Source organism: Zoogloea oleivorans (genome assembly GCF_008107625.1).
Lineage (GTDB): Bacteria > Pseudomonadota > Gammaproteobacteria > Burkholderiales > Rhodocyclaceae > Zoogloea > Zoogloea oleivorans.
Genome location: NZ_SDKK01000001.1, coordinates 346,537 through 371,856, shown reverse-complemented (window position 1 = coordinate 371,856; position 25,320 = coordinate 346,537). Strand labels below are relative to the sequence as shown.

Annotated in this window: 22 protein-coding genes and 1 CRISPR repeat array; of the genes, 4 read left to right on the top strand and 18 right to left on the bottom strand. The window is 65.7% G+C overall.

Annotated features, from left to right (window positions below; all coding sequences use genetic code 11):
- Positions 1-55 precede the first annotated feature (55 nt).
- A CRISPR array of direct repeats spans positions 56-1,824; the repeat unit is 28 nt; unit sequence TTTCTGAGCTGCCTGTCCGGCAGTGACG.
- Between the two features lie 129 nt (positions 1,825-1,953).
- Genes cas6f through csy1 form a run of 4 tightly spaced genes read right to left on the bottom strand, consistent with a single transcriptional unit; the run spans position 1,954 to position 5,913 of the window.
- Positions 1,954-2,517 carry a type I-F CRISPR-associated endoribonuclease Cas6/Csy4 gene (cas6f, locus tag ETQ85_RS01695; protein ID WP_148577379.1) on the bottom strand — a complete coding sequence of 188 codons (564 nt, stop codon included), beginning with the start codon at positions 2,515-2,517 and terminating at the stop codon, positions 1,954-1,956.
- A 3-nt stretch (positions 2,518-2,520) separates the two neighbouring features.
- Complete coding sequence (gene csy3, locus ETQ85_RS01690) at positions 2,521-3,540, bottom strand: type I-F CRISPR-associated protein Csy3 (RefSeq protein ID WP_148577378.1); 1,020 nt, start codon at positions 3,538-3,540, stop codon at positions 2,521-2,523.
- 25 nt (positions 3,541-3,565) lie between these two features.
- Positions 3,566-4,552 (bottom strand): type I-F CRISPR-associated protein Csy2, encoded by a 987-nt coding sequence (csy2, locus tag ETQ85_RS01685; protein ID WP_148577377.1) that lies wholly within the window; start codon positions 4,550-4,552, stop codon positions 3,566-3,568.
- Positions 4,549-5,913, bottom strand: coding sequence for a type I-F CRISPR-associated protein Csy1 (gene csy1 / locus ETQ85_RS01680; RefSeq protein WP_148577376.1), 1,365 nt, complete (start codon positions 5,911-5,913; stop codon positions 4,549-4,551). Before csy1 ends, csy2 begins: the two co-directional genes overlap by 4 nt.
- A 132-nt stretch (positions 5,914-6,045) precedes the next feature.
- Here csy1 and ETQ85_RS01675 point away from each other — a divergent pair, with 132 nt between their 5' ends.
- The gene (locus ETQ85_RS01675) at positions 6,046-6,336 is read left to right on the top strand and encodes a nucleotidyltransferase family protein (protein WP_148577375.1); all 291 of its coding nucleotides are present in this window, start codon (positions 6,046-6,048) and stop codon (positions 6,334-6,336) included.
- A gap of 97 nt (positions 6,337-6,433) precedes the next feature.
- On the opposite strand, the gene cas3f is transcribed toward ETQ85_RS01675, so the two are convergent.
- The 14 genes from cas3f to gspG form a co-directional block, all read right to left on the bottom strand.
- Positions 6,434-9,802: a type I-F CRISPR-associated helicase Cas3f gene (gene cas3f, locus ETQ85_RS01670; RefSeq protein WP_148577374.1), complete on the bottom strand. Its 3,369-nt coding sequence runs from the start codon at positions 9,800-9,802 to the stop codon at positions 6,434-6,436.
- Positions 9,799-10,776 (bottom strand): type I-F CRISPR-associated endonuclease Cas1f, encoded by a 978-nt coding sequence (gene cas1f / locus ETQ85_RS01665; protein ID WP_148577373.1) that lies wholly within the window; start codon positions 10,774-10,776, stop codon positions 9,799-9,801. The genes cas3f and cas1f overlap by 4 nt, the downstream gene beginning before the upstream one ends.
- Before the next feature lie 94 nt (positions 10,777-10,870).
- Entirely contained in the window at positions 10,871-11,632 is a 762-nt protein-coding gene (locus ETQ85_RS01660; RefSeq protein WP_148577372.1) for a LuxR C-terminal-related transcriptional regulator, read from the bottom strand.
- Positions 11,629-12,129, bottom strand: a complete 501-nt coding sequence (locus ETQ85_RS01655; RefSeq protein ID WP_148577371.1) for a type II secretion system protein — start codon at positions 12,127-12,129, stop codon at positions 11,629-11,631. Before ETQ85_RS01655 ends, ETQ85_RS01660 begins: the two co-directional genes overlap by 4 nt.
- Entirely contained in the window at positions 12,126-12,515 is a 390-nt protein-coding gene (locus tag ETQ85_RS01650; protein ID WP_222862019.1) for a type IV pilin protein, read from the bottom strand. The genes ETQ85_RS01655 and ETQ85_RS01650 overlap by 4 nt, the downstream gene beginning before the upstream one ends.
- A complete protein-coding gene (locus ETQ85_RS01645) occupies positions 12,515-12,985 on the bottom strand; it encodes a type II secretion system protein (protein ID WP_148577370.1) in 471 nt (156 codons plus the stop codon). Before ETQ85_RS01645 ends, ETQ85_RS01650 begins: the two co-directional genes overlap by 1 nt.
- Positions 12,986-12,988: 3 nt before the next feature.
- Positions 12,989-15,241: a secretin N-terminal domain-containing protein gene (locus ETQ85_RS01640; RefSeq protein ID WP_148577369.1), complete on the bottom strand. Its 2,253-nt coding sequence runs from the start codon at positions 15,239-15,241 to the stop codon at positions 12,989-12,991.
- Positions 15,238-15,720 (bottom strand): hypothetical protein, encoded by a 483-nt coding sequence (locus tag ETQ85_RS01635; RefSeq protein WP_148577368.1) that lies wholly within the window; start codon positions 15,718-15,720, stop codon positions 15,238-15,240. The genes ETQ85_RS01640 and ETQ85_RS01635 overlap by 4 nt, the downstream gene beginning before the upstream one ends.
- Entirely contained in the window at positions 15,717-16,265 is a 549-nt protein-coding gene (locus ETQ85_RS01630) for a hypothetical protein (protein ID WP_148577367.1), read from the bottom strand. Before ETQ85_RS01630 ends, ETQ85_RS01635 begins: the two co-directional genes overlap by 4 nt.
- Positions 16,262-16,813: a PilN domain-containing protein gene (locus tag ETQ85_RS01625; protein WP_148577366.1), complete on the bottom strand. Its 552-nt coding sequence runs from the start codon at positions 16,811-16,813 to the stop codon at positions 16,262-16,264. The genes ETQ85_RS01630 and ETQ85_RS01625 overlap by 4 nt, the downstream gene beginning before the upstream one ends.
- Positions 16,810-17,514 carry a hypothetical protein gene (locus ETQ85_RS01620; protein WP_148577365.1) on the bottom strand — a complete coding sequence of 235 codons (705 nt, stop codon included), beginning with the start codon at positions 17,512-17,514 and terminating at the stop codon, positions 16,810-16,812. Before ETQ85_RS01620 ends, ETQ85_RS01625 begins: the two co-directional genes overlap by 4 nt.
- On the bottom strand, positions 17,495-19,021 hold the full coding sequence (locus ETQ85_RS01615; RefSeq protein ID WP_187394543.1) for a GspE/PulE family protein: 1,527 nt from the start codon (positions 19,019-19,021) through the stop codon (positions 17,495-17,497). The genes ETQ85_RS01620 and ETQ85_RS01615 overlap by 20 nt, the downstream gene beginning before the upstream one ends.
- Positions 19,018-20,196 carry a type II secretion system F family protein gene (locus ETQ85_RS01610; RefSeq protein ID WP_148577363.1) on the bottom strand — a complete coding sequence of 393 codons (1,179 nt, stop codon included), beginning with the start codon at positions 20,194-20,196 and terminating at the stop codon, positions 19,018-19,020. Before ETQ85_RS01610 ends, ETQ85_RS01615 begins: the two co-directional genes overlap by 4 nt.
- 3 nt (positions 20,197-20,199) lie before the next feature.
- Positions 20,200-20,622 carry a type II secretion system major pseudopilin GspG gene (gene gspG / locus ETQ85_RS01605; RefSeq protein WP_246128571.1) on the bottom strand — a complete coding sequence of 141 codons (423 nt, stop codon included), beginning with the start codon at positions 20,620-20,622 and terminating at the stop codon, positions 20,200-20,202.
- A 235-nt stretch (positions 20,623-20,857) separates the two neighbouring features.
- Here gspG and ETQ85_RS01600 point away from each other — a divergent pair, with 235 nt between their 5' ends.
- The 3 genes from ETQ85_RS01600 to ETQ85_RS01590 all read left to right on the top strand — a co-directional run bounded on the left by ETQ85_RS01600 (position 20,858) and on the right by ETQ85_RS01590 (position 25,258).
- Positions 20,858-23,911 carry an ExeM/NucH family extracellular endonuclease gene (locus tag ETQ85_RS01600; RefSeq protein ID WP_222862018.1) on the top strand — a complete coding sequence of 1,018 codons (3,054 nt, stop codon included), beginning with the start codon at positions 20,858-20,860 and terminating at the stop codon, positions 23,909-23,911.
- A 22-nt stretch (positions 23,912-23,933) separates the two neighbouring features.
- A complete protein-coding gene (locus ETQ85_RS01595; RefSeq protein ID WP_148577361.1) occupies positions 23,934-24,635 on the top strand; it encodes a PEP-CTERM sorting domain-containing protein in 702 nt (233 codons plus the stop codon).
- 80 nt (positions 24,636-24,715) lie between these two features.
- Complete coding sequence (locus ETQ85_RS01590) at positions 24,716-25,258, top strand: CYTH domain-containing protein (protein WP_148577360.1); 543 nt, start codon at positions 24,716-24,718, stop codon at positions 25,256-25,258.
- Positions 25,259-25,320: the final 62 nt, after the last annotated feature.

The following is a 25,320-nucleotide window of genomic DNA, read 5'->3' as shown; positions in this document are numbered from 1 at the left end:
GAGCTGCCTGTCCGGCAGTGGCGCGGGGAAGCCGCTGACCCGTCTGATTCCCGCCTTTCTGAGCTGCCTGTCCGGCAGTGACGGTCAATCGTAATGATCAGGCGGCACCGGGAACTTTCTGAGCTGCCTGTCCGGCAGTGACGCCGCGCAGCAGGTCGAAGCTCTCGGGCGGGTATTTCTGAGCTGCCTGTCCGGCAGTGACGGGTTAGAAACGGCTAGGCGACCTGCGCGATGCTTTCTGAGCTGCCTGTCCGGCAGTGACGAGCCCATGGTGCCCATTGCGCCAGGTGGGGCATTTCTGAGCTGCCTGTCCGGCAGTGACGGGCACCCTTGCGCTTGTCGTACTCGCAGCGAATTTCTGAGCTGCCTGTCCGGCAGTGACGGGTACCGTCCCGCGCAAATTCGCCCCGGCGCTTTTCTGAGCTGCCTGTCCGGCAGTGACGGCGCGGGTGGAGGTGTTGTTTGCGCTGCGCACTTTCTGAGCTGCCTGTCCGGCAGTGACGGTACTTTTCTTCAATACCGGCGAGGGCACGCTTTTCTGAGCTGCCTGTCCGGCAGTGACGCCATTCTCGGCATGGGAAAGTGCCACCGGTGCTTTCTGAGCTGCCTGTCCGGCAGTGACGACGCCACAGCGGGCGCACGGCGGCCAGCTCGGTTTCTGAGCTGCCTGTCCGGCAGTGACGCACTCCCATCCACAACCACCCTCTTTTTGATTTTTCTGAGCTGCCTGTCCGGCAGTGACGTGCCCTCAACGACGTTGCTGCCAACACCCCCGTTTCTGAGCTGCCTGTCCGGCAGTGACGTCGTGGCGGGACGACAACAAGCGACCGTGGCTTTTCTGAGCTGCCTGTCCGGCAGTGACGTCGCAATGGTTTTGATGGGGTCGTACAGCCATTTCTGAGCTGCCTGTCCGGCAGTGACGGTTTCAGATCAGACCCACCCGAGCACCACGTTTTTCTGAGCTGCCTGTCCGGCAGTGACGTCGTCGAGGATCAGGCCAGCCCGGGCCGACAGTTTCTGAGCTGCCTGTCCGGCAGTGACGGTGGTGCCGTTGCGCAAGGCGCCGCCCGAGTCTTTCTGAGCTGCCTGTCCGGCAGTGACGGCTTTCTTGAACTTCTCCAACTCGTGGATGTATTTCTGAGCTGCCTGTCCGGCAGTGACGAAGCAACGGCGATCAGCTTGACTTGCGCCGGGTTTCTGAGCTGCCTGTCCGGCAGTGACGACGCCCGCATTGAAAAAGCAAGGAAGGGAGGTTTTCTGAGCTGCCTGTCCGGCAGTGACGGGCGCCAAGGAAGGCTTTGCTACGGTCCTGATTTTCTGAGCTGCCTGTCCGGCAGTGACGTCAAAGAGCATTGCAGCGCGGGTTTTCAGGTCTTTCTGAGCTGCCTGTCCGGCAGTGACGGTGCTGGCCACAGCAAAGGCTGCCTCTGCTTCTTTCTGAGCTGCCTGTCCGGCAGTGACGAACGGGTGCTGCACAAGCCAAGGGTGCCGAGACTTTCTGAGCTGCCTGTCCGGCAGTGACGTCAGTGCGCAGCAGGTCGGTGGTGAGTGTGACTTTCTGAGCTGCCTGTCCGGCAGTGACGCCGGTACCTGACCATGGCACTGGTGGCCCCCATTTTCTGAGCTGCCTGTCCGGCAGTGACGGTGTTGCTGCGTGCCGGCATGCGGGTGAAAGTTTTCTGAGCTGCCTGTCCGGCAGTGACGTTGACGACCTTGCCTGCGCCCATTGCGGCGTCTTTCTGAGCTGCCTGTCCGGCAGTGACGGAGGATGCTGTCAATCAGCTTGCTGCTGTTGGTTTCTGAGCTGCCTGTCCGGCAGTGACGTAGAGCCTACCAGTCTTGAGTTCCTGATTGTTAAAGAGAAAATCAACTTCTGAACGCTTTCACCCAAAAAATGCAGCCCCTGCCAAAGCCCCGAAAATCAAGGCCTTTGCAGGGGCGATCAAAAAAGGGTCAGAACCAGGGGATGGTTGTAGCCGGGCTAAGACCGTAGCTTCCAAAGGTGCCCGGCCGGGACTCGTCCTCGATAGGCAGATGCTCGACAAAGAGCCGGAACTGCTGTCCGGTACTCCGGCTGCTCAGCAAAAGGAAAGGCAGATCGAGCTGCTCGGCACGGCTATCCGGAATGGCCATCTGGGCTTCTTCGGGAGACACGCCCTTCCTGGCGATGAGGCGGCGGCGCTCCCGCTCCGGATTGCTGTGGGCCTGCACGCGCCGAACAATGCGGTGACGCGCCCCGGCCGGCACTGGAGCGGGGCCGTCGATGGCAACGTGATCACGCATGCCCGTCAGCCAGTTGGCCCCCATGAAGTCACGCAAGTCGGCAGCGCTGCCGTGCAGGCGCAGCCGATTCCCCAAGCCACGATGAGCATCCTTGACGTCCGGAAAACTCACCCCGATAGCGCCCTCCCCGTGCCCGACCAGGCCCCGGTGAAACTTGCTGAACAGGGCATTCATCAGCGTGGTGGCGGGGAATTCCGGATCGGGAAGAAGGCGGATTTCCAGGTAGTGATCCATGACTCAACCCGCCTCGCCGAAGACCCCGCCACGGATCAGGGTGGCGATGACGAAGTGCTGTTGTTCTGTGGCCGGGACCTTGTCCTTGATGATCCAGTTGTCGAGCAGGGAGTAAAAATCGTCGCTCTTGCGGGGCTGCCGATAGGCCTTGCCGCGGGTGGTCACGGAGCCGTAGGGCTCCACGGCAATGGGGCCCAACTCGTCCACTTCCGGGTACCAGGTGTCGATGGTGCGGATGGCGTTGCCGACCTTTTGGGAATGGAGCCCTGCGGTCCCATCCACAGCATAAAGCGTCTTGCTCTTGTCGCTGCGCCCCTTGTCGAGGATGAGCTCCTGGGAGGGAAAGACCTCCTGCCCCGCACCGACACGCACATAGGCGGTAACCTGCAGGAGCACGTGACCTTGCCCAGCCAGTCCGTCAGCGATCAACTTCGCCAGCTCATCGAGTGCAGCGGAGCCCTGCTGGGGCGCTGCAAAATCTCGCAGGGAGAAGGACAGTGCCTCAAAGCTCCAGGTATTGCGGGCCTGCCCGCCAACCAGATGGGCAACCTGGACTTCCACCGTTTCGGCACCGACGCGGTTGCGCCACAGAAAGCGACCGTTAGCGAGGTTGGAGGCATAGCGGCGGGCCAGTTCACCAAAGCCGTTGGTATCCACGTAGCCGCCCACCGTGTCCATGAGCTTCTTTTGATAGTCGGCGTCGTTGCAGGCGGAGGGTTGCCCGGTGCCCGAGAGAACACGCAAGGTGAAAACGACTTTCAGGGTGTCGGCCTGGCTGGGCAACGCGGCCACATCGACTTTTTGCAGATTGGGGTTCTCAATCGCAGCATCGAGTTTGGCAGGGTCTTGGTCCTTGGTTTTGAGGCGATTGGAGATGGTGCCGCGTACCGATTTGACCTTGATCTCCACCGGCGGCCAGGCGGAGCTGTCATTCCGTCCGTCCCAGGTACCGGCAAAGAAGAGGGCATCGGAGGGGTCGAGCTTGCGTTCGAAGGCGAGGACGGAGGCTGTCTTGAGCGTCATGATCTATTTCCTTTCAGGATGGAATTCAGGAATGTTGGGCCGTGGCGGCAAAGTCGTTCCGGCAGCGGTATACGCCGCCATCGATATCGCTATGGCCATACCAAAGCAGCTCGCGGAGGCTGCCGAGCCGATGCGGACTGATCCACTGGCCGATGGAATAAAGACTTTCAACAAAGCGAAAATCGGTGCGTGAATCACGGGCGTTCTTCACGCTGCCGGCGGGGTGGACGCCGGAGAGCGCGCCATAGCCCACGGGGATGGGCACGATCCAGCCTTCCCTGGGTTCGGGCTTCCACTCGACGTTTTTTCGCTCGGTGTCGGGCGGCGCGCCAGGCTCCGGCCTCCAGTTGATGCGGGACAGGTCTAGCAGTGCGTCAAGCGCAGTAGCCGTCGGCGCAGTGGTCTGCAAGCTATTCACGCGCTGGGCAAGCAAGTCGTCGCGGCAGACCAGCGCGAAGCCGGGCAACCAACGGCGGCGCAGGCGCCGGAACTGCTTGCGCACCTCGGCGGGGTCTTCTGCCAGGCGGATCAACTCCGCCCCCTGACGAACATCGGCGCTACGCGTCGGCACAATGCTGCCGCCTGCAACCCGCATGCCAGCCAGCGTTTCGGCGACCGTATCGGCAAGGGCCTGGCGCGCCTCGGCCTCCTCCAGAATCGTTTCGCTGGTCACCCCGAACACCAGGGTGATGTCCAGGTGGATGCGTCCTTCCTCCACGATGGCGGCGGTGCTGCCATCCTTGTCCACCGGATTGCGGGTGAGGCGGAATGCCTTGGTGTAGCCACCCTCGGTCACCTGCTCGTCAAAGTCGTGGCAGATCACGCCCACGCTGTCGAACGCCATGCCAATGCTGTTCGCGCAGAGCTTGCGCTCGAGTGCCCACATCAGCCCGAGAAAGGCCGTCATGGACGGAAAGCCGTGGGTCAGCGGACTGGAAATGGCGTTGGCGTTCTGGATGCGCAGACGGGGCAGCACCAGCAGGCCCTGGCTCTCGGGAAAGGTCGTGCTCATACGCCCTCCCTTGTCGGAATGTAGCGAGGTGCGTCGAGTTGCCCGCGCAGTTCGTGCAGGCGCTGGGCCCAGTCCTGCTGCAGGAGCAGTTCGGTCTGCCATTGACGCGCTTCGACGTCGCCGAGCGGCAGATCCGGGCCCATCTGCTTGTTGAGCCAGTTTCCAAAACGGCTCCCGACCTCGGCGGGCCAGTCCATCCGGTGCCACTTACCGCAGAAAACGGCGTCGTCCTCCGCATCCGCCAGCACCCGGCCGGGGTCGAGCCACAGCCGTTCGGCCTCGGGAAGACGGCAGCGGGAGTCATGGGTCCATCCCGCAGGCAGCATGACCTGGAAACGCTGGGCGAAATCGACCAGACCATCGATCAGGCTGTCGATCAAGTCCTCGCGCCGGTCACGGGTTTCCATCGTGGGAGGCGGGTTCGAGAGCAGAAAATCGCGCAATTCGCGCACCAAGGCCCAGACCCCCTCGCTGTGCCCGAAGCGGGAGAGCACCGAGTCGACGTACCAAGGCGTCTGGACCTCACGGCTTTTCCAGCGGGGTGGGAGGGAAGCCAGCAGGTAGTTGCTGCCGCCCCGCTCGCTGTTGAGCTGACTGATGTTCTGCGGCTTGGTGCCTCCGAACTTCTGGACGGCCAGATTGGGATACTCGCGGCTCACACCGTCGTGATCACGGCGCTCCCACTTGGCTTTTTGTGCCGCTTTCGCGGGCTCGCTGAAGCGGTCTTCGTTGATCGTACGAAACACGGTGTGGGCAAACGAACTGGCATACAGGGGCGCCAGGAGATGGAAATCTCCGTTGTTTGCCGGATCCTCACCAATCAGCCAATAGAGCTGCTTGGCCAAACCGTGGGAAGCCGGGATCTCGCTGGCTGGCTGGGTCACACTCCGGAATGCCTCCACCCACGCCTGCGCCTTTTCCGAATCGTCGGAGAGCGCGGCAAGGAGATCCGCATCGTCCTGCTGCATCCATTCCAGCAGGGGCCGCTCTTCCACGATCACCTTAAGGAACTTGTAGACATCCAGAGCCGCGGCATTGCCCACCACATCGCCGGCAAAATCCGCACCCAGCACATGGCTGCCCACCTCGAGACGGTTCGGCAGAGATGCCGGCGGACAATACAGATTGGTTCCCCGTGCTTCAGGGTGAATGGGTTTGAGGGAGTGGGTGACGGTCTGGATTTGCGCAACGCGCCTCGCAGCATCCGCCAACCAGGCTGCGGGGGCGTACTGCATCAGCAACTCGCTGCGTTTCGGGTCGTCGGCCGCGAGTTTGTCGAGCTTGCTCGCCAGGCGCTCCTGGAGAAAATGCTCAATGGCCGCGCGAAAGGCGCCGCGGCGATCTTCAGAGGTCTGACTCATGGAGAGCCTCCTCCCCCACCGGCCCAACTGGGCACCGGTACCCGTTTGCGAGAAGTGCGTTGCATTTCAATCCTCCCATTGATCAAGTGTGTTTGTGCAAACCTGTGTTTGCTTCTGCTGCGTGATCCAACGATGAAACCTTCCCGTGCCCTCCATCTGAACAGCCGGGCCGTCCTTGAGGCGGCGCTGCGTTTCCACGTCAGCAATCCCAGAGTATTCGGCTCGGTATTGCGGGGGACGGACGAGGACAACAGTGATCTTGATCTGCTGGTCGACCCGTCGTCGGAAACCACCCTCTTCGATCTGGGGGGCCTGCAGGTCGAGCTGGAAGCCTTGCTGGGCGTGCCGGTGGATGTGCTGACACCGGCTGATCTGCCGGCCCGATTCCGGGCGCAGGTTCTGGCCGAAGCGAGGCCGGTGTGACGATTGATCGCCTGCCAGTACAGTTGGTGCAACGGCATGAAATTGCCGCCCAAGAACGGCCAGCCCGTCACTGAGCCAAAATCTCCATTGCGTCTCATCATCTTTCCCGGGTAAAACCCAAGGCCGGATGAAAGCGCCATCCCTGTTCGCTGTCGGGCAGGGTGACCGTGCCGTAGCGTTGGGCACAAGCCAGCAGCGACATATCCAGGGATTCGGCCAAGGCGCTCAGCGCCTCCAGGTAATCCGTTTCTCCCCACGGCTCGATACGCGCCCCTTGCACCTGAATGTCTGGAATCCGATGGTTCTGACTGTTCTCGATCTGCACATAGAGCGACTCCCATTTCTTCTTGCCCGGATCGATCCGGTGGAGGGCGTAGTCGTCCTCGTCTTCCGTGGGCAGCAGAGCCACATCGACCCTCGCCATGCTGTCGTCCCGAAAGCGCTGTTGCTGGGGTAGAACTGCGGTTAGCCAGACTTGGTGCGTGCTCCAGTGGCTGGCCGCATTCAGCGCGGTTTTGGGCTTCTGGCCAGAACGCAGCTGACGGGCGGTGAGCGGGACAGACGGTGCAGCCTGGGGAAGCATCTGCTGGCGCATGCGGGCGTGCTCCAGGTCCACCAGCCGAAGCGTCGGCTGCAGTTGCTCGTCTGGCCTTGGGAGAATGCGGGGCCGGGCATCGATGACCCGGATCTCTTCGGTATCGAGAAGGTCAGCGAGCCGATGGGTACGGAGCCGGAAGGGCTCTTCGTCCTGCTCGAAGCCGGGCCGGCAGAAAGCAGCCTTGCCCGGGCTTTCGAGGTGCCGCAGATTGGTGTCGAACACCTGCAGATTGGCCGTTTCGACGGCACCAGGACGATGCCGCCGGATGCGCCCGGCGAGCTGAATCAGGGAGCGCACCGACGAGGGCTCGACGATGGCCCAGTCGTAGTCGTGATCGCGCCCGACCTCGGTGACCGGCGAGCCGAGCACGACGAACAGTTGATCGGATTCCGGGCTCCGGTCCAGGCGCTCGCGGATATCTGGCAGTTCAAACACTGCATCGGGCTTGCGCCGGTTCAGACTGGCATCCAGCCGGGTTTCGATGGCAGAGCGGATGAGCAGCGGATACTGAGAGTGATAGGCGCACAGGTGAAGGTGGAATCCTTCGGGCATGCCTTCGGCGTAGAGCGCGAGCGCCACGTCGAACAGGGGATCGATATTGGCCATCCGCACCAGGCCAAAACTGACCCGCTTGCCAGTCTTGGCGTCCACGCTGTGGTGGCGTCCGTGGAGGCCCAGCGCCGCTTCGCGGACTGCATGGGCAAACCCGGAGCGGAAGTCCCCGCCGGCCGGCAGGGGAATAAGTTCGCCGAGACGCCTGACGGGCTCCTTGGCCAGACATGCATGCCGCTTGAGCACGAAGCTCCGGTGCGCCCCAAGAAAGCCTGCGCTGGCGGCACAGTCCTGCTGCACCTGGTCGAACTCGTCGAACCACGCACAACAGACGGACGGCGCTTCACCGGGATGCTCTCCCCGGTTGCGCTGATACCACGCACGGCCGTCCAGATAGGCGAGGAACAGGCCCTCCACCAGAGCAGGCGGTAAAGTAGCGGAGGAAAGCAGCACGCGACTGCCGAGTAAGCCGGCCCAATGCACCAGCCGGGTCAAGGCAGGTAGATCGTCAATATCGAAGTCGTCCGGTTCGTCCAGAACGAGGTCGCCACTCAGCAAACGCAACATCGGTGCGATCTGCCGGCCGCCGCGCTGGCTCTCGGTCGCCGGGGTCAGGTGGTCGACAGTGCACACCAGCAGCGGCGCGGCCAGCAGGGAACGAACCTGGGGATCGCTGGACAGGCGCTGGAGAAGCGGATGCTCGGCGTTGCCCTCGAACAGGACATGTCCGTCTTCCGGGAGCAGGCTCTGGGACGACGCCGAGCCACTTTGCTCGGCCTGACGTTCGTGGAACTCGAATAATTCACGGCTGGCCGCTCCGCCCACCTTGATGGCCAACTCGTCTTCCGACAGGCCGAGCAAGTCGCGAAAGGCGCGGCCGGTTTGCAAGGTAAGGGTACGAAGCCCGAGGGCAAAGGCACAGCGCATGCCTTTGAGCGGGTCGGCCAGCGCATTCATGATGCGGGCATTGGCCAACGTCTTGCCGCAGCCGGTGGAGGCCATGTTCACGATGAAGGCCCCCTGCCGGGCCGCCCGCTCGCGCATCGCGGCAGCGGTATCCGTGGCCCGGTCCTGCCAGCGGAAACGGGCATCCTGGCTACGTTTGCGCAGCCCCTTGTGACGAGCCAGACGCGGCAAATGGAGCTCAAAACCGGGGAGTGCATGGTTGATGACCCCGGCGTGCTTCGTCACCCCCAACAAGTGTTCATCCAGGGTCTGATTGCGGGCGCCAGTATCCCGACGTGTATTGGCGAAGAGCGGATAACCCTTCTCCCCCTGCTCCCGCTCGCTTTTGTCGGTGAGGCTGGAGTAATGATGGTCGGCGAGCATCAGGCTGAGCCGGGACAGGTGCATGACGAAAGGGTCGGCACACCAATCCAGAGCAGGTGCAGCACGCTGTTGTTCGAGCAAACGCCTGGCGATTCTGGCTGCCCGCTTGCGCCACGCCGATACGGTCACCGGCAGGCCATGGGGAAATTGCCAGTAGGCTTCGACGGCGGCGCGATCTGGCGTGCCGGCAAGCTCGTTCCAGTCGGCGTCCACCCTCTCCAGGAGGTTCGTCAGCTGTTCGCTGCGAAAGTCGGGCACTTTCACCCCTAGCCAGCGATGGCCACCCTTGCCGTCCTCAACCGGCATCACTGGCAAACGGTGATGGGTGAGAACCAGCCAGGCCACGGCCCGGGCCAGCGGCGGCAGAATGGCGAAGGGCTTGCTGCTGCGGGCAGCCGGGTCCAGCCCGTCACGCAGAAGACGGCCGGCGGCCAGCCAGCAGGCATCGTCGAATGCAGTTGGCTCGATCAGGCGCTGCAGCCACGCGTCATCGGTCGAGTCGCCGACAAAGGCCTGGAAGATGCGCAGGGAAATCCACTCATGCCGATACAGATTCCGCGTGAATGGCGCACCCGGCAGAAGCCGCTCCTGAAAGGCTCGGCAGGCCTTGCCGAGGTCGTGCAGCATGGCCGCCAGGGACGTGAGCAGGTGAATGCGCTGGAGGCCATGCCAGTCGTTCTCACTTTCACGGCGCAGGATATTGCGTCTCGTCGTGTTGGTCGGCACCGCCCCCTGGGAGTTGAACTGGCTGGCATCCCCCACCACCCACAGCAACTCGCTGTGATCCTTGCCGCGTATCCAGTGACAGGCCACTGCGGTGTTCTTACGGGCCGTCTTGCGCAACAGGCGACGAAGCGTATCGAGTCCCTGCTGGGTGATCGCCGTCTGCCAGGTCCGCTCGCCGCGCCGCTCGGCAAACTGGTCGATGATGCGGCGGGTTTCGGTCAGCGCGTTCTTGGTGCACTGGGAGATCAGCAGGATGTTCATGGCGCCGGCCTGCCCAGGTCGAGGGCGATGGCCTTTACCGTGTCGATCATGAAATCGAGCGCTTCGGCCTGCACGAGGCTTTCGATGCAGGCCTCCCGGAAGCCCTGTTCATCGTCGCCGCGCATGGCCGAAACAAAGGCTTGGGGCAGGATCAGGGCGTCCTTCACAAGATCCGCGATGTCGAACACCAGACCGCCGCGGCGGGTCTTGCCGTGCAGTACCGCCAAGCCATGAGGCAGGCCCAGAACCCAGGATGCAGTAGCGCCGAGCCCGTAAGCCAGGTAGTTGCCGTGGTCGAGAAAGCGGTTGGCCGGATCGGCTCCACTGCCGTTCTTGGCGCGCACAAATTCGCCGTAGTCGGTGGCATCGCAGGCGAGCTTGAAGAGCTTTTTGGTGAGGCGGGCTTCTTCGGTCAGCAAGGCGGTGTTGTCCGGCGCCAGGTCGACCTGGCGCCGGGAGGCTTCCAGGGCCGATTTCAGCCTGTCGGCGGGGAGCTCAAAGCCGCCGTCAACCAGCTTGCGGTTGCCGATCCAGTGATCGGCGATACGCGTCAGCCGGGCGCGCTGAATGGCCTTTGCCGCCTCCAGGCGCAGGCCATCGTCGAACCAGAAGCGAACCCAGTGCTGCAGGTATTCGGTCGGGCGGTATTCGCTTTGCGGCGAAAACCACGCCACCTCGATATCCATCTCGTTGGCGCTATACAGAGGCGTGCCACCGCCACCCGAGAACCCGACCATCACACCAGCCTTGGCCAGCTCCCGCATCGCCGCCTGGGTGATCGAGGTGCCGGTTCCCAGCAAAAGCACGGTGGTGTTGGCGATGGGAATGTTCCAGTAGAGGGACTGACTGCCCTCATCGGTCACGTATTCGACCCGGCCGCCATTGACCAGCACGCGGCAGTGCCGGATGTAGTAAAGGTTAGCCCGCTTGGAATGGAGAATCGTCTTGAGGTCGGACGGTGCGAATTGATCCACGGCAGGCCCCCGAAAATACCGAAAGCATGGCACGCGCCAAACAAAATGACAGCGAAGTGCGTCACTTTTGCGTATTCCGCTGTCTGGCGGAAACTTATCGATCGACCTGTCGAGCGGTGCCGGGACAGGGCTGCATCGACGTTACCGCAGCGGCCTCGGCCCGGTTGGCAACGGCGAGTTTGCGCAGGGCCTGCTGGACGTGGTTTTTGACGGTCAGGGGGCTCAGCCCCAGTTCCTGCGCGATCGCGCTGTTGGTCTTGCCGCTGCGAATCCCGGCCAGCACCTGGCTCTGACGCGGCGACAGGTGAGTGCCTGGCATGTCCACCTCGCCCCTGTCGTGCAGACCGACAAAGGCGAGATACAGGTGCGGCAGCAGCAGATCCGTCAAGTAGTGCTCGCGGGGTGTCACTGCACTCGGCATCCCCATGAAAATGAAGAAACAGACGGGCAGGCGCGAGGCGAAATCGGCGCCATGAAACAGGACGTTCCCGCTGCCTGTTTCTGCGATCAGTTTGGCCAGCACAGGCAGACCTTCGAGATCGGGCCCGGCGCACGGCCGCCTGCCGTGACGCAACCAGTGAGACAGCAGCACCGCCCGCAGTCGGCCAGCCTCCGTGCGCAGGTGTGCTTCGGCATGGGGCGCCAGAATGCCGCGTGAAAACAGTTCGACACCCTGCGCCTCCGGCACCTCACCCCACAGGCACACCAGGGTTTCGTGGGGCAGAAAACTTTGCAGCGCGCCCTGGGCCCACAGGTAGAACTCGCTGCGGCTACGTATGCGGATGGCCCCGTCCAGGGTGACGGCCAGTCGCTCCAGCGCATATTGGTCAAAGGCTATGGCCTGCAGGGCGCTCATCGGGGCAAACGCCCAAGCTGCGCAGCAGCGCCATCGTCCGGCCGGAACAGCCAGTCGGCGTGCCGCGCCTCACCGGGCACGGCCGCCCCGCTATCGACCCAGCCCGGCAAGGCGCTGCGCCGCAGGGCCACCCGGGCAGAGCGGCTGCGGATGCCAACGATGCGTCCCCCCTGCCGCTCGACCAGCCAGTCGGCCTGGCCGCTCATCGGATCCCGGTAAAGCTTGCGGAGATGGCGACGCACGAAGGGAAAGCGCGGATCGAGGAGCAGGTCTTCCAGTTCCTGCGGGCCGTCCCGGGTGGCTGCAGGGCCAGCCGCACGGTAACTGGCAATGGCCCGGGCGAACTCGCCGCCGATGAAGATCAGCTCGACCTCGCGCTCACGCTGGGCGGCGGTGGCCCACAAGCTGCCAAAGCGCGCCAGGCCGAGCCCAAGGGCCGCCACCGCGAACAGCATCAGGAGATAAGTGGCGCCAAGCTGGCGCCGGTGCGCGCTCATAGGGCGCTGAAAGGACGACCATCGCGGGCCGTGCCGGGGGCGCTGCTATGCAAATCCCACACCCCGCCGCTCTTCCCGTCCGGTGGCGGCACCAGCGTCCAGCCGTCCCGGCGGTCGGTGAGCGGGTCGAGCGGCACGGCGCGGAGGTAACGTGCGCTGACCAGTTCGTCGAGCTCCCGGGGGTAGCGGCCGGTATCCGCGCTGAACTTGTCGATGGCGTCGCGGGTAACCGCCAGGGTTTCAGTCAGCGCCGCCTCCCGCGCCCGCTCCAGGTGGCCGAAATAACGCGGCGCGGCAATCGACAGCAATAGCGCCACAATGGCCATCACCACCAGCAGTTCGACCAGTGTGAAGCCCCGACGACGACGCAGGCGATGCACCCTCATCACCATTCCCGGTAGGGCACGCCGTTGAGCCCGGTGCCCGACGCGCGGGAATACACATCAAAAACGTCCGCCCCTTCGGCGGGTGCATCCGCGGTGCTGGTGTAGCTGCGCAGCCCCCAGGTTTCGCTGGCCTCCAGCGCCGCATCGGTATTGAACGGGTCGCGCGGAATACGCCGCAGCAGGTAGATGTGCGCCCCGCCCGGCGACTTCGCATCGGGCACGCCCTGCACCAGATCCGCCAGTTTCGGTGGATAGCCACTGGCATCCGACGCCCGGGCAATGCGCCCCTCGTCGGCATAATGCTTGTAGGTATCGATGCCCTCGCGAATCTGGCGCAAGGCCATGCGCAGCTCGCTCTCCCTGGCCCGCTGGGCGGAAAGCTGCACGACCGACACGGCGATAGCGGCCAGCACCGCCACCACCGCCACGACGACGACCATCTCGATGAGCGTGAAGCCGCGGGATTTCATTCTTCAGGGTGCAATCTGCACGGATGCCGGAGCCGGCGTCGGCAGGCTCTGCACCTGCCCGCCGATCCGCGCCTGGGCCGACAACACGCTGAAACTCGTCGCCCCCGCAGCACCGGGCCGCGGCCGGAAGCGGGCCGTGATGCTGCCGGAAGCCCCCGCCGGCAGCGCCAGCGCGAGCGCATCGCCGCCCTCCCCCGGCTGGTCGAGGGGTTCGACGACGGCGGTATCGTAGGCCAGCAGCAGCGGCCCGCCCTCACCGGTGGCACCGGTCACATGAATGCTGACCGCGAAGGCTTCGCCCGGCAGCACCCGGGCCGGCACATCGAGGCTGAGTTCCGGCAGCGCCCCGTCACTCGCCACCGGGGCGACGGCGACGGGCAGCGGCGCCGTTGCCGTCACCCCACCGCCCACCCGCACGCTGGCCGGCAACGGGCCGAGCAGCAAGGGCGCCGCCCCCACCGAGGCCTCGGTGCCGGCCGACTGGGTGGCGCTGGCCAGCCCCGGCTGGATCACGTTGCGCACCACCCGCGGGGTGATCAGCAGGACGATCTCGGTCTTGTTCTCCACGTCGCGCTGGCTACTGAACAATCGCCCCAGCCCCGGCAACTCGCCAAAGCCCGGCAGGCGGTTGGCCGAGCTGCGCTCCTCGTCGCTGATCAGCCCGGCCAGCACCTGGGTCTCGCCGTCCTTCAGGCGCAGGGACGTCACCGCGCTGCGCGTCCCCACCTGGTAGGCCAGGGAATTCGCCGGCCCGAGCACTTCCTTGACGATGCTGCTGACTTCCAGATTCACCTTGATCGCGACCTCGTCATCCAGATGCACCGACGGCTCCACTTCCAGCTTGAGGCCCACGTCGAGGTAATTGACCGACGCCGACACCCCCACGTTGGCGGTCGAGGTGGTGGTGAAGATGGGCAGCTTCTCGCCGATGTGGATGCGCGCCTTGTCGCGGTTTTTTACGCGGATGCGCGGGTTGGCGAGGATGTTGGAGGTGCCGTCCTGGTCCTTCAGGTTGAGCAGCAAACCCGGGTTGGCGACGAAGGGCACCACGCTGCCCGTCTCGCGCAGGTTGATGTTGCCGGCCAGCAACTGGCCGCCCAGGTTCTGGGTCACCGTGGTGCCGGTGGTGGTGGATACTGCACTGGTCGTGGCCGGCTGCAGAATGCCGTAGCCGATCTGGTCGGGGAAACGCAGGCCCAGTTCGAGCAGCTTGTTGCGGCTGATCTCCATCACCTCCACCTCCAGCATCACCTCCGGCTCGGCCAGATCGAGGTTGGCGATGAGGCGTTCGGCCAGGCGCACGGCGTCGGGCGTGTCCTTCATGACCAGCAGGTTGAGCTTCTCCTCCACAAATACGTCCTTCGTCTTCACCATCTGCTTGATCATCGCCATCGCCTGTTTGGGATCGGCATTGGCCAGGTAGAAGCTGCGCGTCACCAGTTCCTGGTAGTCCTTCTGCTTCGCCGGCGTGTTGGGATAGATGAGGATCGAGTTCTCGTTGAGGAGCTTGCGCTCAAGCTGCTGGGTGACCATCAGGAGTTTGAGCACGTCGTCGATGCTGCTTTTCCTCACGAAAATCGACACCTTGGTGTCGGGGCGCACCTCCTTGTCGAGCACAAAGTTGAGGCCCGATTCGCGGGCCAGCACTTCCAGCACGCCGCGCAACGGTGCATCGCGAAACTCCAGCGTCACCGGTTTGGCCAGCGGCCCCTTCAGTGCCGCCGGTTGCGGATCCCGCGCCGCATGGCGCTCGTCGAGGCGCCGCATCACACTGCGCGCCCCCGCATGGCCCGACTCACCGGCCAGCACGCCGCGCGCCGCCGTTTCCGCACCGACCAAATCCCCCTTGCTCAGCAGCCTCTCCGCCTCAAGCGCCAGCAGGTTGCGGCGCTTCTGAGCCGCGATGGCCTCCAGCCCGGCACTCACCCGCGGATGGCGCGGATCGTAGCGCCGGGCAATGGCAAGGGCCGCCTCGGCCTCGTCGAAGCGGCCGGCGGCGCGGGCCTGGTCGGCAATCGCCACCTGGCGCACGGTGAGCATGTCACGCTGACGCATGAAGTAGCTGCGCAGCTCCAGGTTGCGCGGGTCGGCGGCGACTTTCTCCTGCAACTCGAGCAGCGCCACTTCGGGGCTGCGGGTGGCGAAGGTCTGGCGGCTTTCTTCCAGGGCCTTGTTGCCGGCACAGCCAGCCAGGGCGGCGATCAGGGCAAGGGCCGCAAGGCTGCGCAGCCATCGCGAAAAAGATCTGTCAGTCATGGCGTGGCCCCGGTCATCAGGCTTTGGCTTTCATTGAGGGGCAAGTAGAGGAAGTCGATGCGGCTGCGGCTGAGGGCAGTCACCCGATAGCGCCCGTCCAGCACATCGCCGGCGCGCACGGCGCGGAGCTGTTCGCCGCTGGCCAGCAAGGCCGCCGGCGCACCGCCGTCGTCCAGCATGCCGCTGTAGCGAAAGGGCAAGGGTGGTGTGACAGGCGCCAGGGCCGCAGCCGGTGGTGCCGGCGGCGGCAAAAAGCTGCGCATCGGGAAGAGATCCGGCGCGTCCTCCCGCGGATCAGGCGGCGCGCGAACGACCCGCGTCAGGCCAGCCACGTCGAGCCGCACGGGCGCATCCCGCCGGATGGTTTTGCGGGCGACACGCCGCGGTGCCTGTTCGTCACCATCGTCGAGCCCAGCCGCCCACCAGGCCGCGCCCAGCGACAGCAACAGGGCACCGACCAGCACGTACGGATGCTTCATGCCGGCCGCCGCAGAAAGATCACGAAACGCACCCGCGCCTCCACGTCCGGCGATCCGATGTCGGCGCGCTTGAAGGACAGGCCGTCGAGGGCCACTTCCGGCATGGCCGCCAGCACATCCGTCAACCAGTTCCGGATTTCCGGATAGGCGCCGCGAACCGGCAGCTCAAGGCTCACCTGTTCGAGCGGCGTACCGCTGATGGCCGCTGCCCGGTAGTCCGCCTTGTCCGTCGCCACGCTGCGCGCCAGGGCATGACCGTGGAGGCGCAACAGCAGATCGGGCAGGCCATCGGCAGAAGGGAATCCAGCATGAAAAGCCTCCAGCCGCTCGCGCTCCGAAAGCACCGGGGCGGCACGTTTGCGCAGACTCTTGCCGAGGCTGCGGCTCTGTCCGCGGAGGCTTTCGGCCTCGTCTTCCAGCGCACGGTTGCCGGTCATGTCGAAGGTCACCGCAAAAGCGGCCAATGCGACACCAACCACGCCCGCCCAGCCGGCGGCGCGAAAAGTGCGCAGGCCCGACGCCCGCAGGCGGACGAGCCACTTCATGGCGACGCCCCCCAGCGGGCCTGCACGTTGAAGGCAACCACCGGCATCGCCCCCTCGTTGCGCAAGGCATAGCCCGACAGACGCACGTCACTCAACACACCGCCGGCCTCCAGGCGCTTCACGAAAGCAAACACCTCGGGCAGATTGCGGGCCTCGCCGGCCAGCTTGAGCAGTTCTTTCGCACCGTCCTGTTCGACATCCAGCAGCGCCACGCCCGGATCGGCGGCGGCATTGCCGATGGTGGCCAGCAGCACCGGCCAGTCCCGGTTGAGCGCCCGTGCCACGGCCAGCGCCGGCTTGAGCTCCGCCTCCTTGAGCGGCATCCGCGGACGGACCTGGGCGACACGGCCTCCCTCCACGTGGCGGCGGGCTCGGGCCAGCCCATGCGCCTCCTCGGCAACGCGGGTTTCGAGCACATCGTATTCATGCAGCACGCCCGCCGAGGCGATCATGCCGAAGGCCAGCAGCAGCCAGCCGAGGGCACTCGGACAGCGCAGGCCAGCGGCAAAATCCAGGTCGGGAGGCGCCGGCGCACGACGCGGGCTCATCGTGCCTCCTCCACGCGGGCGCAGGTCCACCCAGGGGGCAGAAGATCTGGCGCCGGCAGCCCTCCGGCAAGGTAGAGGGTGCCGCCTGACAGCCCCTCCTCCGGCGGCAAGCTCGCCAGCAGGGCCGCCAGACAAAGGGCAGCGGCGCCGGCATCGGCCTGCCCGACGGGCTGACTGCGCAGGGCCCGCCACTGACCGGCATGCCACACGCCGAGGGTTATCCGCCCGGCCTCCAGGCGTGCCAGGGCGCCATCACCCCTGAAGCGGCGGCAATGGCGCCGGTAGTCGGCCACGAAGGCCGGTTCAATCGATGCGATGCGCAGGCGACGCGCAGCAGCCCACGCGTTCAACGCCATCAACAGCGCGCCGGGCACTGCAGCGGCCAGGCAAACCCCGCCGAGTGCATCCCGGTCAGCCAGCGTGACCCACGGGCCGGCGCCAAAGACGGTCTCAAAACGATGCGCAACAAAGGCCGCCCTCTCGGCCCGCTGAATGCCCTCCGGCCAGACCAGGCGCAGGTAGCGGGCATGCCGGTCGGCCACGGTGACGTGCACACGGGCGAAACGTGGCAGCGCCGCCACGGCCGCCAGGCTCTCCGCCCAGCCGCCAGCCACGCTCACCGGCGCGGCCCCGCCGCGACGCAGTTGCAGGGCGTCGGGCGCGATGTGCAGGGTAATCCGCTCAGGCCACAAAAGTGACACGGTTCAGCTCCTGCAAGGTGGTGAGGCCATCGCGGACCAAAGCCAGGCCAGCATCCCGCAGGCTCACGAAGCCGTGCCGGCGGGCGGCGTCCTTCAGCTGGCGCAGCGGCGCACGGCCGATGATCAGGTCGCGCAGTTCATCGTCGAGCAGCAGCACCTCGGCAATCGCCTTGCGTCCCCGGTAGCCGGTGCCACGACATTGGCCGCAGCCGCTGCCGGCCCGAAAGACGTAGCCGGTCGCCGCCCCCGGCGCAGCCAGACCGGACTCGTGCAACAGGGCTGCGTCCGGGGTAACGTCGATGGCACAGGCCGCGCAGTTCACGCGAATCAGGCGCTGGGCCACCACACCGTTGAGGGCCGCCACCAGGTTGTAGGGGTCAATGCCCATGTGCATGAAGCGGCCGATCACGTCGAAGGCATTGTTGGCGTGCACGGTGGTAAACACGAGGTGGCCGGTGAGCGCGGCCTGGATGGCAATTTCGGCGGTTTCCGGGTCGCGGATCTCGCCGACCATGATCTTGTCCGGGTCGTGGCGCAGGATGGAACGCAGGCCGCGCGCAAAGCCGAGACCCTTCTTCTCGTTCACCGGAATCTGCAATACGCCGGGCAGCTGGTACTCGACCGGGTCTTCGATGGTGACGATCTTGTCCTGCCCGGTATTGGTTTCGGACAGCACCGCGTACAGGCTGGTGGTCTTGCCCGATCCAGTTGGGCCGGTGACCAGCAACATGCCGTAGGGCTCGCCGGCCATGCGCCGCAGTTGCGTGCGGGTGGCCGTATCGAAGCCGAGGGTTTCCAGCGACAGACCGGCCAGCTCGCGGGTCAGGTGTTCCTTGTCGAGGATGCGCAGCACCGCGTCCTCGCCGTGGATGCTCGGCATGATCGACACCCGGAAGTCGATGGCCCGCCCGCCGGCCTGCACCTTGAAACGCCCGTCCTGGGGCACCCGGCGTTCGGCGATGTCGAGTTCGGCCATCACCTTGAGGCGCGAGATCGCCTGCTCGGCCATCTCGCAGCCCTGCACGCCGCCAGCCCGCGCCAGCACGCCGTCCACCCGGTACTTGATGACCAGCCCGCCGGGTACGCACTCCAGGTGAATGTCGCTGGCGCCCTGCTGGATGGCGTCATAGAGAGTCGAGTTGACCAGCTTGACCACCGGGCTGGCGTCACCGGCGATGCGCCGCAGGGACAGATCCTCGCCCTCATCGCCGCGGGCGACGCCGTCGCGAGCGGTAAGCACGTCCGACACCACCCGGCGTGATTCATCATGACGCGCCAGGCAGGCCGCCAGATCGTCACGGCTGGCCAGGCGCAGCATGAAGGCTTCACCCAGCGTGGCACCAAGGCCGTCGAGCAGATCCGCATCGAAGGGATCGGCCAGGGCGACCAGCAAGCGGCCATCGGCGGCGCGGCCGGCAAACACTTCGCGGCGCAGCGCCATGTCGAAGGGAATCGCCTGGAAGTCCGGTGCCAGGGCGAAGAGTTCGGGGTGGGCGATGGGCGTCACTGGATGCTCTCCGCCACCTGGAAGATCGGCAGGTAGAGCATGACGAGGATCACCCCCACCGCCACGGCAATCACCAGCATCAGCAAGGGCCCGACCAGGCGGGTCAGCACGTCGAGCCAGCGGGCGCTCTCTTCTTCGTGGAACTCGGCGGCGCGTTCGAGCATTTCACCAAGGTTGCCAGCCCGCTCGCCCACCGCCAGCATGCGCAGGGCCACCGGCGTGGCGAGTCCGTGAGCCTGAAGGGTGGCCGCAAAACCCTGCCCTTCGCGCACTCCGGCAATCGTCCGCTCGAGGCCCGGGCGCAGTGCCGGCGACAGCAGGCCCTCGACCATGCCCATCGCCGCCACGGCGGGAATGCCCCCGCGCAGCAACATGCCGAGGGTGCGGTAAAAACGCGCCAGCTCAAAGACCCGCAGGCGCTCGCCGATACGCGGCAGACGCCAGGCCAGGCGCAGCGCCGCCGCCCGCGTTTGCGGCCGGCCCACAACGGCCACCACGCCGGCCAGCCCCGCCAGCAGCCCCAGACCGATCAGAGCGCCATGGGCCTGCATCAACACGCCCCAGTCGAGGAGCAGGCGCGACATCCACGGCAACTCGCCGCCCACGCTCTCGAACACCTGGGCAAAACGTGGCACCACAAAGACCAGCAAGAACACCATCACGGCCCCGCCCACCAGCAACAGCAAGGCCGGGTAGATGGCCGCCGAAATCAGCTTGCCGCGAATCAGTTCCAGCTGGCGCTGATAGTCGATGTAACGGGACAGGGCCTGTTCGAGATCGCTGGTGCGCTCGGCGGCGCGAACCGTGGCCACGTAAAGCGGCGGAAAGGCCTGTGGCTGGGCCTCAAGAACCGCCGACAGGGTACGCCCCTCGCGCAAGCCGGCGCCGAGCGCGGCCAGCACGGCATGGACCGGCGGACGCACCTCCTTCTCGGCCAGCGCCGCCAGCGCGTCGGCCAGTGCAATGCCGGCCCGCAGCAGGGCGAAGAGCTCCTGGTTGAAGAGCATCAGCGGAAAACGGGCAGCCCGCCCCGCCCCGCCACGCTGCGCCGCGACCGACAGCACGGCCAGGCCACGCCCGCTGACAAGACTGCGCGCCGCCGCCTCGTCGCCGGCATCCACGTCGATCTCCTGCACCTGTGAAGTGGCCCCGAGGGCCCGGACCCGAAAACGCACGGCCTACCAGTTGACGATGTCGGAAGCCTCACCGCTACCGCCGGGCTGGCCATCCTTGCCGAAGGAAAACAGGTCGAACTCACCGTGCTCGCCGGGCTGGACGTACTGGTAGGGCTTGCCCCAGGGGTCGTCGGGAACGGCCTTCTTGAGATACGGACCCGACCAGCGGGCAGTGGCGTCGGCGGGCCGCTCGGTCAGGGCCTGGAGGCCCTCCTCGGTCTCCGGATAGCGCCCCATGTCGAGGCGGAACTGATCGAGCGCCTTCTCCAGCCCGTCGATCTGCGCCCGCGCGGCCTTCACCTCGGACTTGCCGATGTGGGCAAAGAACTTCGGCCCCACGTAACCGGCCAGCAGGCCGATGATGGTCATCACGACCAGCAGTTCGAGAAGGGTAAAGCCGCGCGCAAGGCGTGAGGAATGGGTCAAAGGCATAGCCGCCCGAGGCTACGCATCGCCCATGACAGCCATTTAACAGGATCAAGGCATTCCGGTTGCAGACGACCGGGCCAGGCCCGAAAATCCACGGCCACGACGCCAATCTTTGCATTCCCGTGTCAGCACCTGCGCCATTCGGACCAGTTCTTGCCGAATCCGCACCACGCAGGATGTAGCAAGCGCCCCCTAAAGTTTCGGGCTCGCCACTTTTTTCCGGAACCCGCCCATGCCCAGCCCCAATCGCCTCGCGGCAGCGCTCTGCGCTGCCGGCCTCCTGTCCGCCAGCGGCTTCGCCCTCGGCGCCGCCGACGTCGTGATCAGCCAGATCTATGGGGGCGGCGGCAACCTCTACAACGCCGACTACGTGGAACTGTTCAACCGCAGCAGCACCCCCGTCAGCGTAGCCAGCTGGTCACTGCAATACGCCAGCGCCACCGGCACGGGCAACTTCAGCGGCAACGGCGTCACCGCACTCAGCGGCACGCTGCAACCCGGCCAGTACCTGCTGGTGAGACTGGCCGGCGCCACCGGTGGCAGCCCTCTGCCCGCGGCCGACGCCACCGGCAGCACCAACCTGTCGGCCAGCAACGGCAAGCTGATCCTCGCCAACGTGGCCATCGGCCTGGCCTGTAACGGCAGCAGCACGCCCTGCTCGCCAACCCAGAGCGCCCAGATCGTGGACCTGGTGGGCTACGGCACCGCCAACTTCAAGGAAGGCACGGCCACAGCGCCGGCCGCCAGCAACACCCTGGCCCTGTTCCGCACCAACGCCGGCTGTGCCGACACCGATCAGAACGGTAACGACTTCACCACCGGCACGCCGACGCCCCGCAATGGCAGCGCGCCGCTCAACCAATGCGCCGGAGCACCGGCGAATGCGGCCATCGTCCCCAGCTGCAGCCCGCTCGCCGTTCAGCAAGGCACGGCCGGCAACATCGTGCTGAGCGCCATCGACAGCGACAGCATCGTCAATGGCGCCGCCATCACCAGCGCCTCCGTACCGGGTATCAGCCTCGGCCCGGTAACGCAGGCCAGCGCCGACGGCAGCAGCGCCAGCGTGACCCTGCAGGTAAGCAGCGCGGTTGCTGCCGGCACCTACCCGGTGACCGTGCAATTCACCAACAACGAAGCCCAGAACGCCAGTTGCACGGTAGACGTCACCGTCGCCGCCACGGCAGCAAGCACACCGATCTACGAGATCCAGGGTGCGGGCAGCGCCAGCCCGCGCGTCGGCGAAACACTGACTACCGGCGGCGTGATCACCGCCGTGTTCCCCAACCTCAAGGGCTTCTACCTGCAGGACCCGAACGGCGACGACAACCCGGCCACCTCGGACGGCCTCTTCGTCTACGTGAACGCCGCCCTGCCCGCCAGCGTGGTCGTCGGTAACCGCATCACCGTAAAGGGCACCGTGGCCGAATTCAACGGCCTCACCGAACTGACCGCCCCCAACAGCATCACCGTACTGGCCACCGGCGAGCAGATCTCCCCCGTCGACGTCAGCCTGCCGGAAAGCATCAATGGCGAGCTGGAGCGCTTTGAAGGCATGCTGGTGCGCATCGTCAGCCCGATGACGGTGGCCCAGAACTACTTCCTCGGCCGCTACGGCCAGCTCACCCTGTCGGCCAGCGGCCGCATCGAGAAGGCCACCAACCGCTACCCGGCCGGCTCACCGGAAGCGATCGCCCTCGCCAACGAAAACCAGCGCCGCCTGCTGGTGCTGGACGACGGCTCGACCCTGCAAAACCCCAGCCCGACGCCCTACATTGGCGCCGGCAACACGGTGCGCGGTGGCGACGTGGTCAGCAGTGAACTCATCGGCGTACTCGACCAGGGCCCGATCAGTGCCAGCAGCCCGGCCACCATCGACTACCGCCTGCACCCCACCATCGCCGTCAATTTCACCCGCGCCCACCCGCGCACCACGGCACCGGCCGCTGTCGGTGGCAACGTCAAGGTGGCCAGCTTCAACGTGCTCAACTACTTCAATGGCGACGGTGCCGGCGGCGGCTACCCGACGGCCCGCGGAGCCACCAGCGCCGCCGAGTTCGAGCGCCAGCGCGTCAAGATCATCGGCGCCCTGAAGGCCATCGATGCGGACGTGGTCGGTCTGATGGAAATCGAGAATGACGGTTATGGCAGCCAGAGCGCCATCCAGGACCTCGTCAATGGCCTCAACGCCGTAATGGGCGCCGGCACCTACGCCGCCGTCCCGGATCCTGCCGCCGGCACCGGCACCGATGCCATCAAGGTGGCCCTGATCTACAAGCCGGCGCGGGTTAGTCGCGTGGGCGCCTCCCTGGCCGACGCCGCGGCGATCAACAACCGCCCGCCGCTGGCTCAGACCTTCGCCGCCCTCAATGGTGAAAAATTCTCGGTCGTCGTCAATCACTTCAAGTCGAAGAGCTGCTCCGACGCCACCGGCGGCGATCTCGACCAGAACGATGGCCAGGGCTGCTTCAACGCCCGTCGCCTCCAGCAGGCCAGCCAGTTGCTGGGTTTCATCGAACAGGTCAAGACGAGCGCCGGCGACACGGATGTGGTGGTCATCGGCGACCTGAACGCCTACGGCAAGGAAGACCCGATCAACGCCCTGACCGGCGCCGGCCTGGTCAACCAGCTCGCCACCCGCGAAGCCAATCCTTATTCCTACGTCTTCGATGGCGAAACCGGCTACCTCGACCACGCCCTCACCAGCGCCAGCCTGAACACCCAGGTCGCCGGCGTAGGCCACTGGCACATCAATGCCGACGAGCCCTACTTCATCGACTACAACCTGGAGTTCAAGCAGCCCGCCTGCCCCACCTGCACGCCCGACCTTTACTCGGCCACGCCGTATCGTTCCTCGGACCACGACCCGGTCATCATCGGCCTGCAACTGCTCAAAAAGCTCGACGGCAGCACCGGCCGCGACGCGCTCACCGGCACCGCCGGCGACGATGTGATCACAGGTGGTGACGGGGCAGACACCCTGACCGGCGGCGCCGGGGCAGACGTCTTTGTTTATCGCAGCCTGCGCGAAGCCGGCGACACCATCACCGATTTCGCCCCTGGCACCGACCGCGTCGACCTGAAAGCCCTGCTGCTCGGCATCGGCTACAGCGGCACCAACCCGGTGGCAGACGGCTACCTCAAGCTGGTTTCCACCACGCTTGGCACCAGCGTGCAGATCGACACGGACGGCACCGCCGGCCCGGCCATCGCCCGCCCCATCGTGCTGCTCAAGAACGTCGCCACCAACACCCTCAACGCCGGCCGCGACTTCATCGTCGCCCCCTGAGTTGCCAGCAAGGAATCCAACCATGAAACTGATCAAATCCCTCTCCGCCACCCTCCTGGTAGGCGCCCTGACCAGCGCACCGGCCCACGCCGGCCTGCTCAACGGTGACTTCAGCGCCGGCCTCAACGGCTGGAGCGCCCTTGGCGACGTGGCCGTATCGGCCGGTGCGGCGGTGCTCACCACCGCCTCCCTGGATGCGGACGACGCCCCGGCCGCCAACGCCGCCTTCAACGTTTCCGGCAGCGCCGCGGCCCCCGTCGGCATGCCCGGCGGGCTTGAAGACTTTGCCGGTCTGGCGCTGGGTGCCCTCGACCCGGACCCGGCCGCCGGCACCTGGGCCTTCGAAGGCTCGGCCCTCCGGCAGACGCTCACCGTTCAGGCGGGTGACAGCCTCTCCTTCGACTGGACCTTTGCCTCGAACGAAGACCCGCTCAGCGGCATGAATGACTACGCTTTCGTGCTCATCGACGACGTGCTGACCGTACTTGGCGACGTGGCCGGCGGCGCCACCGGCCAGCATTTCAGCTACGCCTTCAGCAGCACGGGCAGCGTGAAGCTGGTGTTCGGCGTCGTCGATGTCAACGACTACGTGGGCAGCTCCCGACTGGGTATCGATGCCGTGCGTCTCGACGCCCCGCAAAGCGTTCCGGAACCCGGCACCCTGGCCCTCGGCCTGGGCGGTCTGCTTCTCTCGGCTGCGCGTCTGCGCAGAAACAAGCCTTGAGCAAGTGTGGTTGACCGTAATCATCCCGAAGGCGGCATTTTGCTAAAATGCCGCCTTCGAATTCGCTGAAAAAAACAATCATGGCGACGGAGATCGAGCGGAAGTTCCTCATCACGGAAACACGTTTTCTGGATGGGCGAACCGGCGAGCGGATTGTGCAGGGCTACGTCGCCAAGGAGCCCGGCGCCATGACCACCCGCGTCCGGATTCGCGCCGATCGTGCCTACCTTACCCTCAAGGGTCCCAAGCTCGGCATCAGCCGCGACGAATTCGAATACCGCATTCCCCTCGATGACGCCCACCGGATGCTGGCCCTCTACTGCGGCGAACGCATCGTCCGGAAAACCCGCTACCTCCTTGATGTGGCCGGGCACACCTTCGAGGTCGATGTCTTCGAAGGCAAGCACGCCGGGCTCGTGATCGCCGAAATCGAGCTGCCCCACGAAAACACCGCACACCCCCGTCCGCCCTGGCTGGGGCGCGAAGTCACCGACGACTTCCGTTACGGCAACTTTTACCTCGCCCACAGCACCGGCCTGGCCCTGCCGGTCGTCTGGCAACCGGTCACACCCGGGCTCGCCACGCGGCAGCCCGCCGCCAAACCGGTGGCTCCATCGCACTAAGCGCCCATGCGCCGCACAGGTAGCCGGCGCACGTCACACATTTTCGTCATCGCACTGAAACC

Excerpts from the sequence above, each read along its gene's own strand:
- cas6f (WP_148577379.1), bottom strand. The coding sequence starts at position 2,517 with ATGGATCACTACCTGGAAATCCGCCTTCTTCCCGATCCGGAATTCCCC.
- csy3 (WP_148577378.1), bottom strand. The coding sequence starts at position 3,540 with ATGACGCTCAAGACAGCCTCCGTCCTCGCCTTCGAACGCAAGCTCGAC.
- csy2 (WP_148577377.1), bottom strand. The coding sequence starts at position 4,552 with ATGAGCACGACCTTTCCCGAGAGCCAGGGCCTGCTGGTGCTGCCCCGT.
- csy1 (WP_148577376.1), bottom strand. The coding sequence starts at position 5,913 with ATGAGTCAGACCTCTGAAGATCGCCGCGGCGCCTTTCGCGCGGCCATT.
- ETQ85_RS01675 (WP_148577375.1), top strand. The coding sequence starts at position 6,046 with ATGAAACCTTCCCGTGCCCTCCATCTGAACAGCCGGGCCGTCCTTGAG.
- cas3f (WP_148577374.1), bottom strand. The coding sequence starts at position 9,802 with ATGAACATCCTGCTGATCTCCCAGTGCACCAAGAACGCGCTGACCGAA.
- ETQ85_RS01660 (WP_148577372.1), bottom strand. The coding sequence starts at position 11,632 with ATGAGCGCCCTGCAGGCCATAGCCTTTGACCAATATGCGCTGGAGCGA.
- ETQ85_RS01655 (WP_148577371.1), bottom strand. The coding sequence starts at position 12,129 with ATGAGCGCGCACCGGCGCCAGCTTGGCGCCACTTATCTCCTGATGCTG.
- ETQ85_RS01650 (WP_222862019.1), bottom strand. The coding sequence starts at position 12,515 with ATGAGGGTGCATCGCCTGCGTCGTCGTCGGGGCTTCACACTGGTCGAA.
- ETQ85_RS01645 (WP_148577370.1), bottom strand. The coding sequence starts at position 12,985 with ATGAAATCCCGCGGCTTCACGCTCATCGAGATGGTCGTCGTCGTGGCG.
- ETQ85_RS01640 (WP_148577369.1), bottom strand. The coding sequence starts at position 15,241 with ATGACTGACAGATCTTTTTCGCGATGGCTGCGCAGCCTTGCGGCCCTT.
- ETQ85_RS01635 (WP_148577368.1), bottom strand. The coding sequence starts at position 15,720 with ATGAAGCATCCGTACGTGCTGGTCGGTGCCCTGTTGCTGTCGCTGGGC.
- ETQ85_RS01630 (WP_148577367.1), bottom strand. The coding sequence starts at position 16,265 with ATGAAGTGGCTCGTCCGCCTGCGGGCGTCGGGCCTGCGCACTTTTCGC.
- ETQ85_RS01625 (WP_148577366.1), bottom strand. The coding sequence starts at position 16,813 with ATGAGCCCGCGTCGTGCGCCGGCGCCTCCCGACCTGGATTTTGCCGCT.
- ETQ85_RS01600 (WP_222862018.1), top strand. The coding sequence starts at position 20,858 with ATGCCCAGCCCCAATCGCCTCGCGGCAGCGCTCTGCGCTGCCGGCCTC.
- ETQ85_RS01595 (WP_148577361.1), top strand. The coding sequence starts at position 23,934 with ATGAAACTGATCAAATCCCTCTCCGCCACCCTCCTGGTAGGCGCCCTG.
- ETQ85_RS01590 (WP_148577360.1), top strand. The coding sequence starts at position 24,716 with ATGGCGACGGAGATCGAGCGGAAGTTCCTCATCACGGAAACACGTTTT.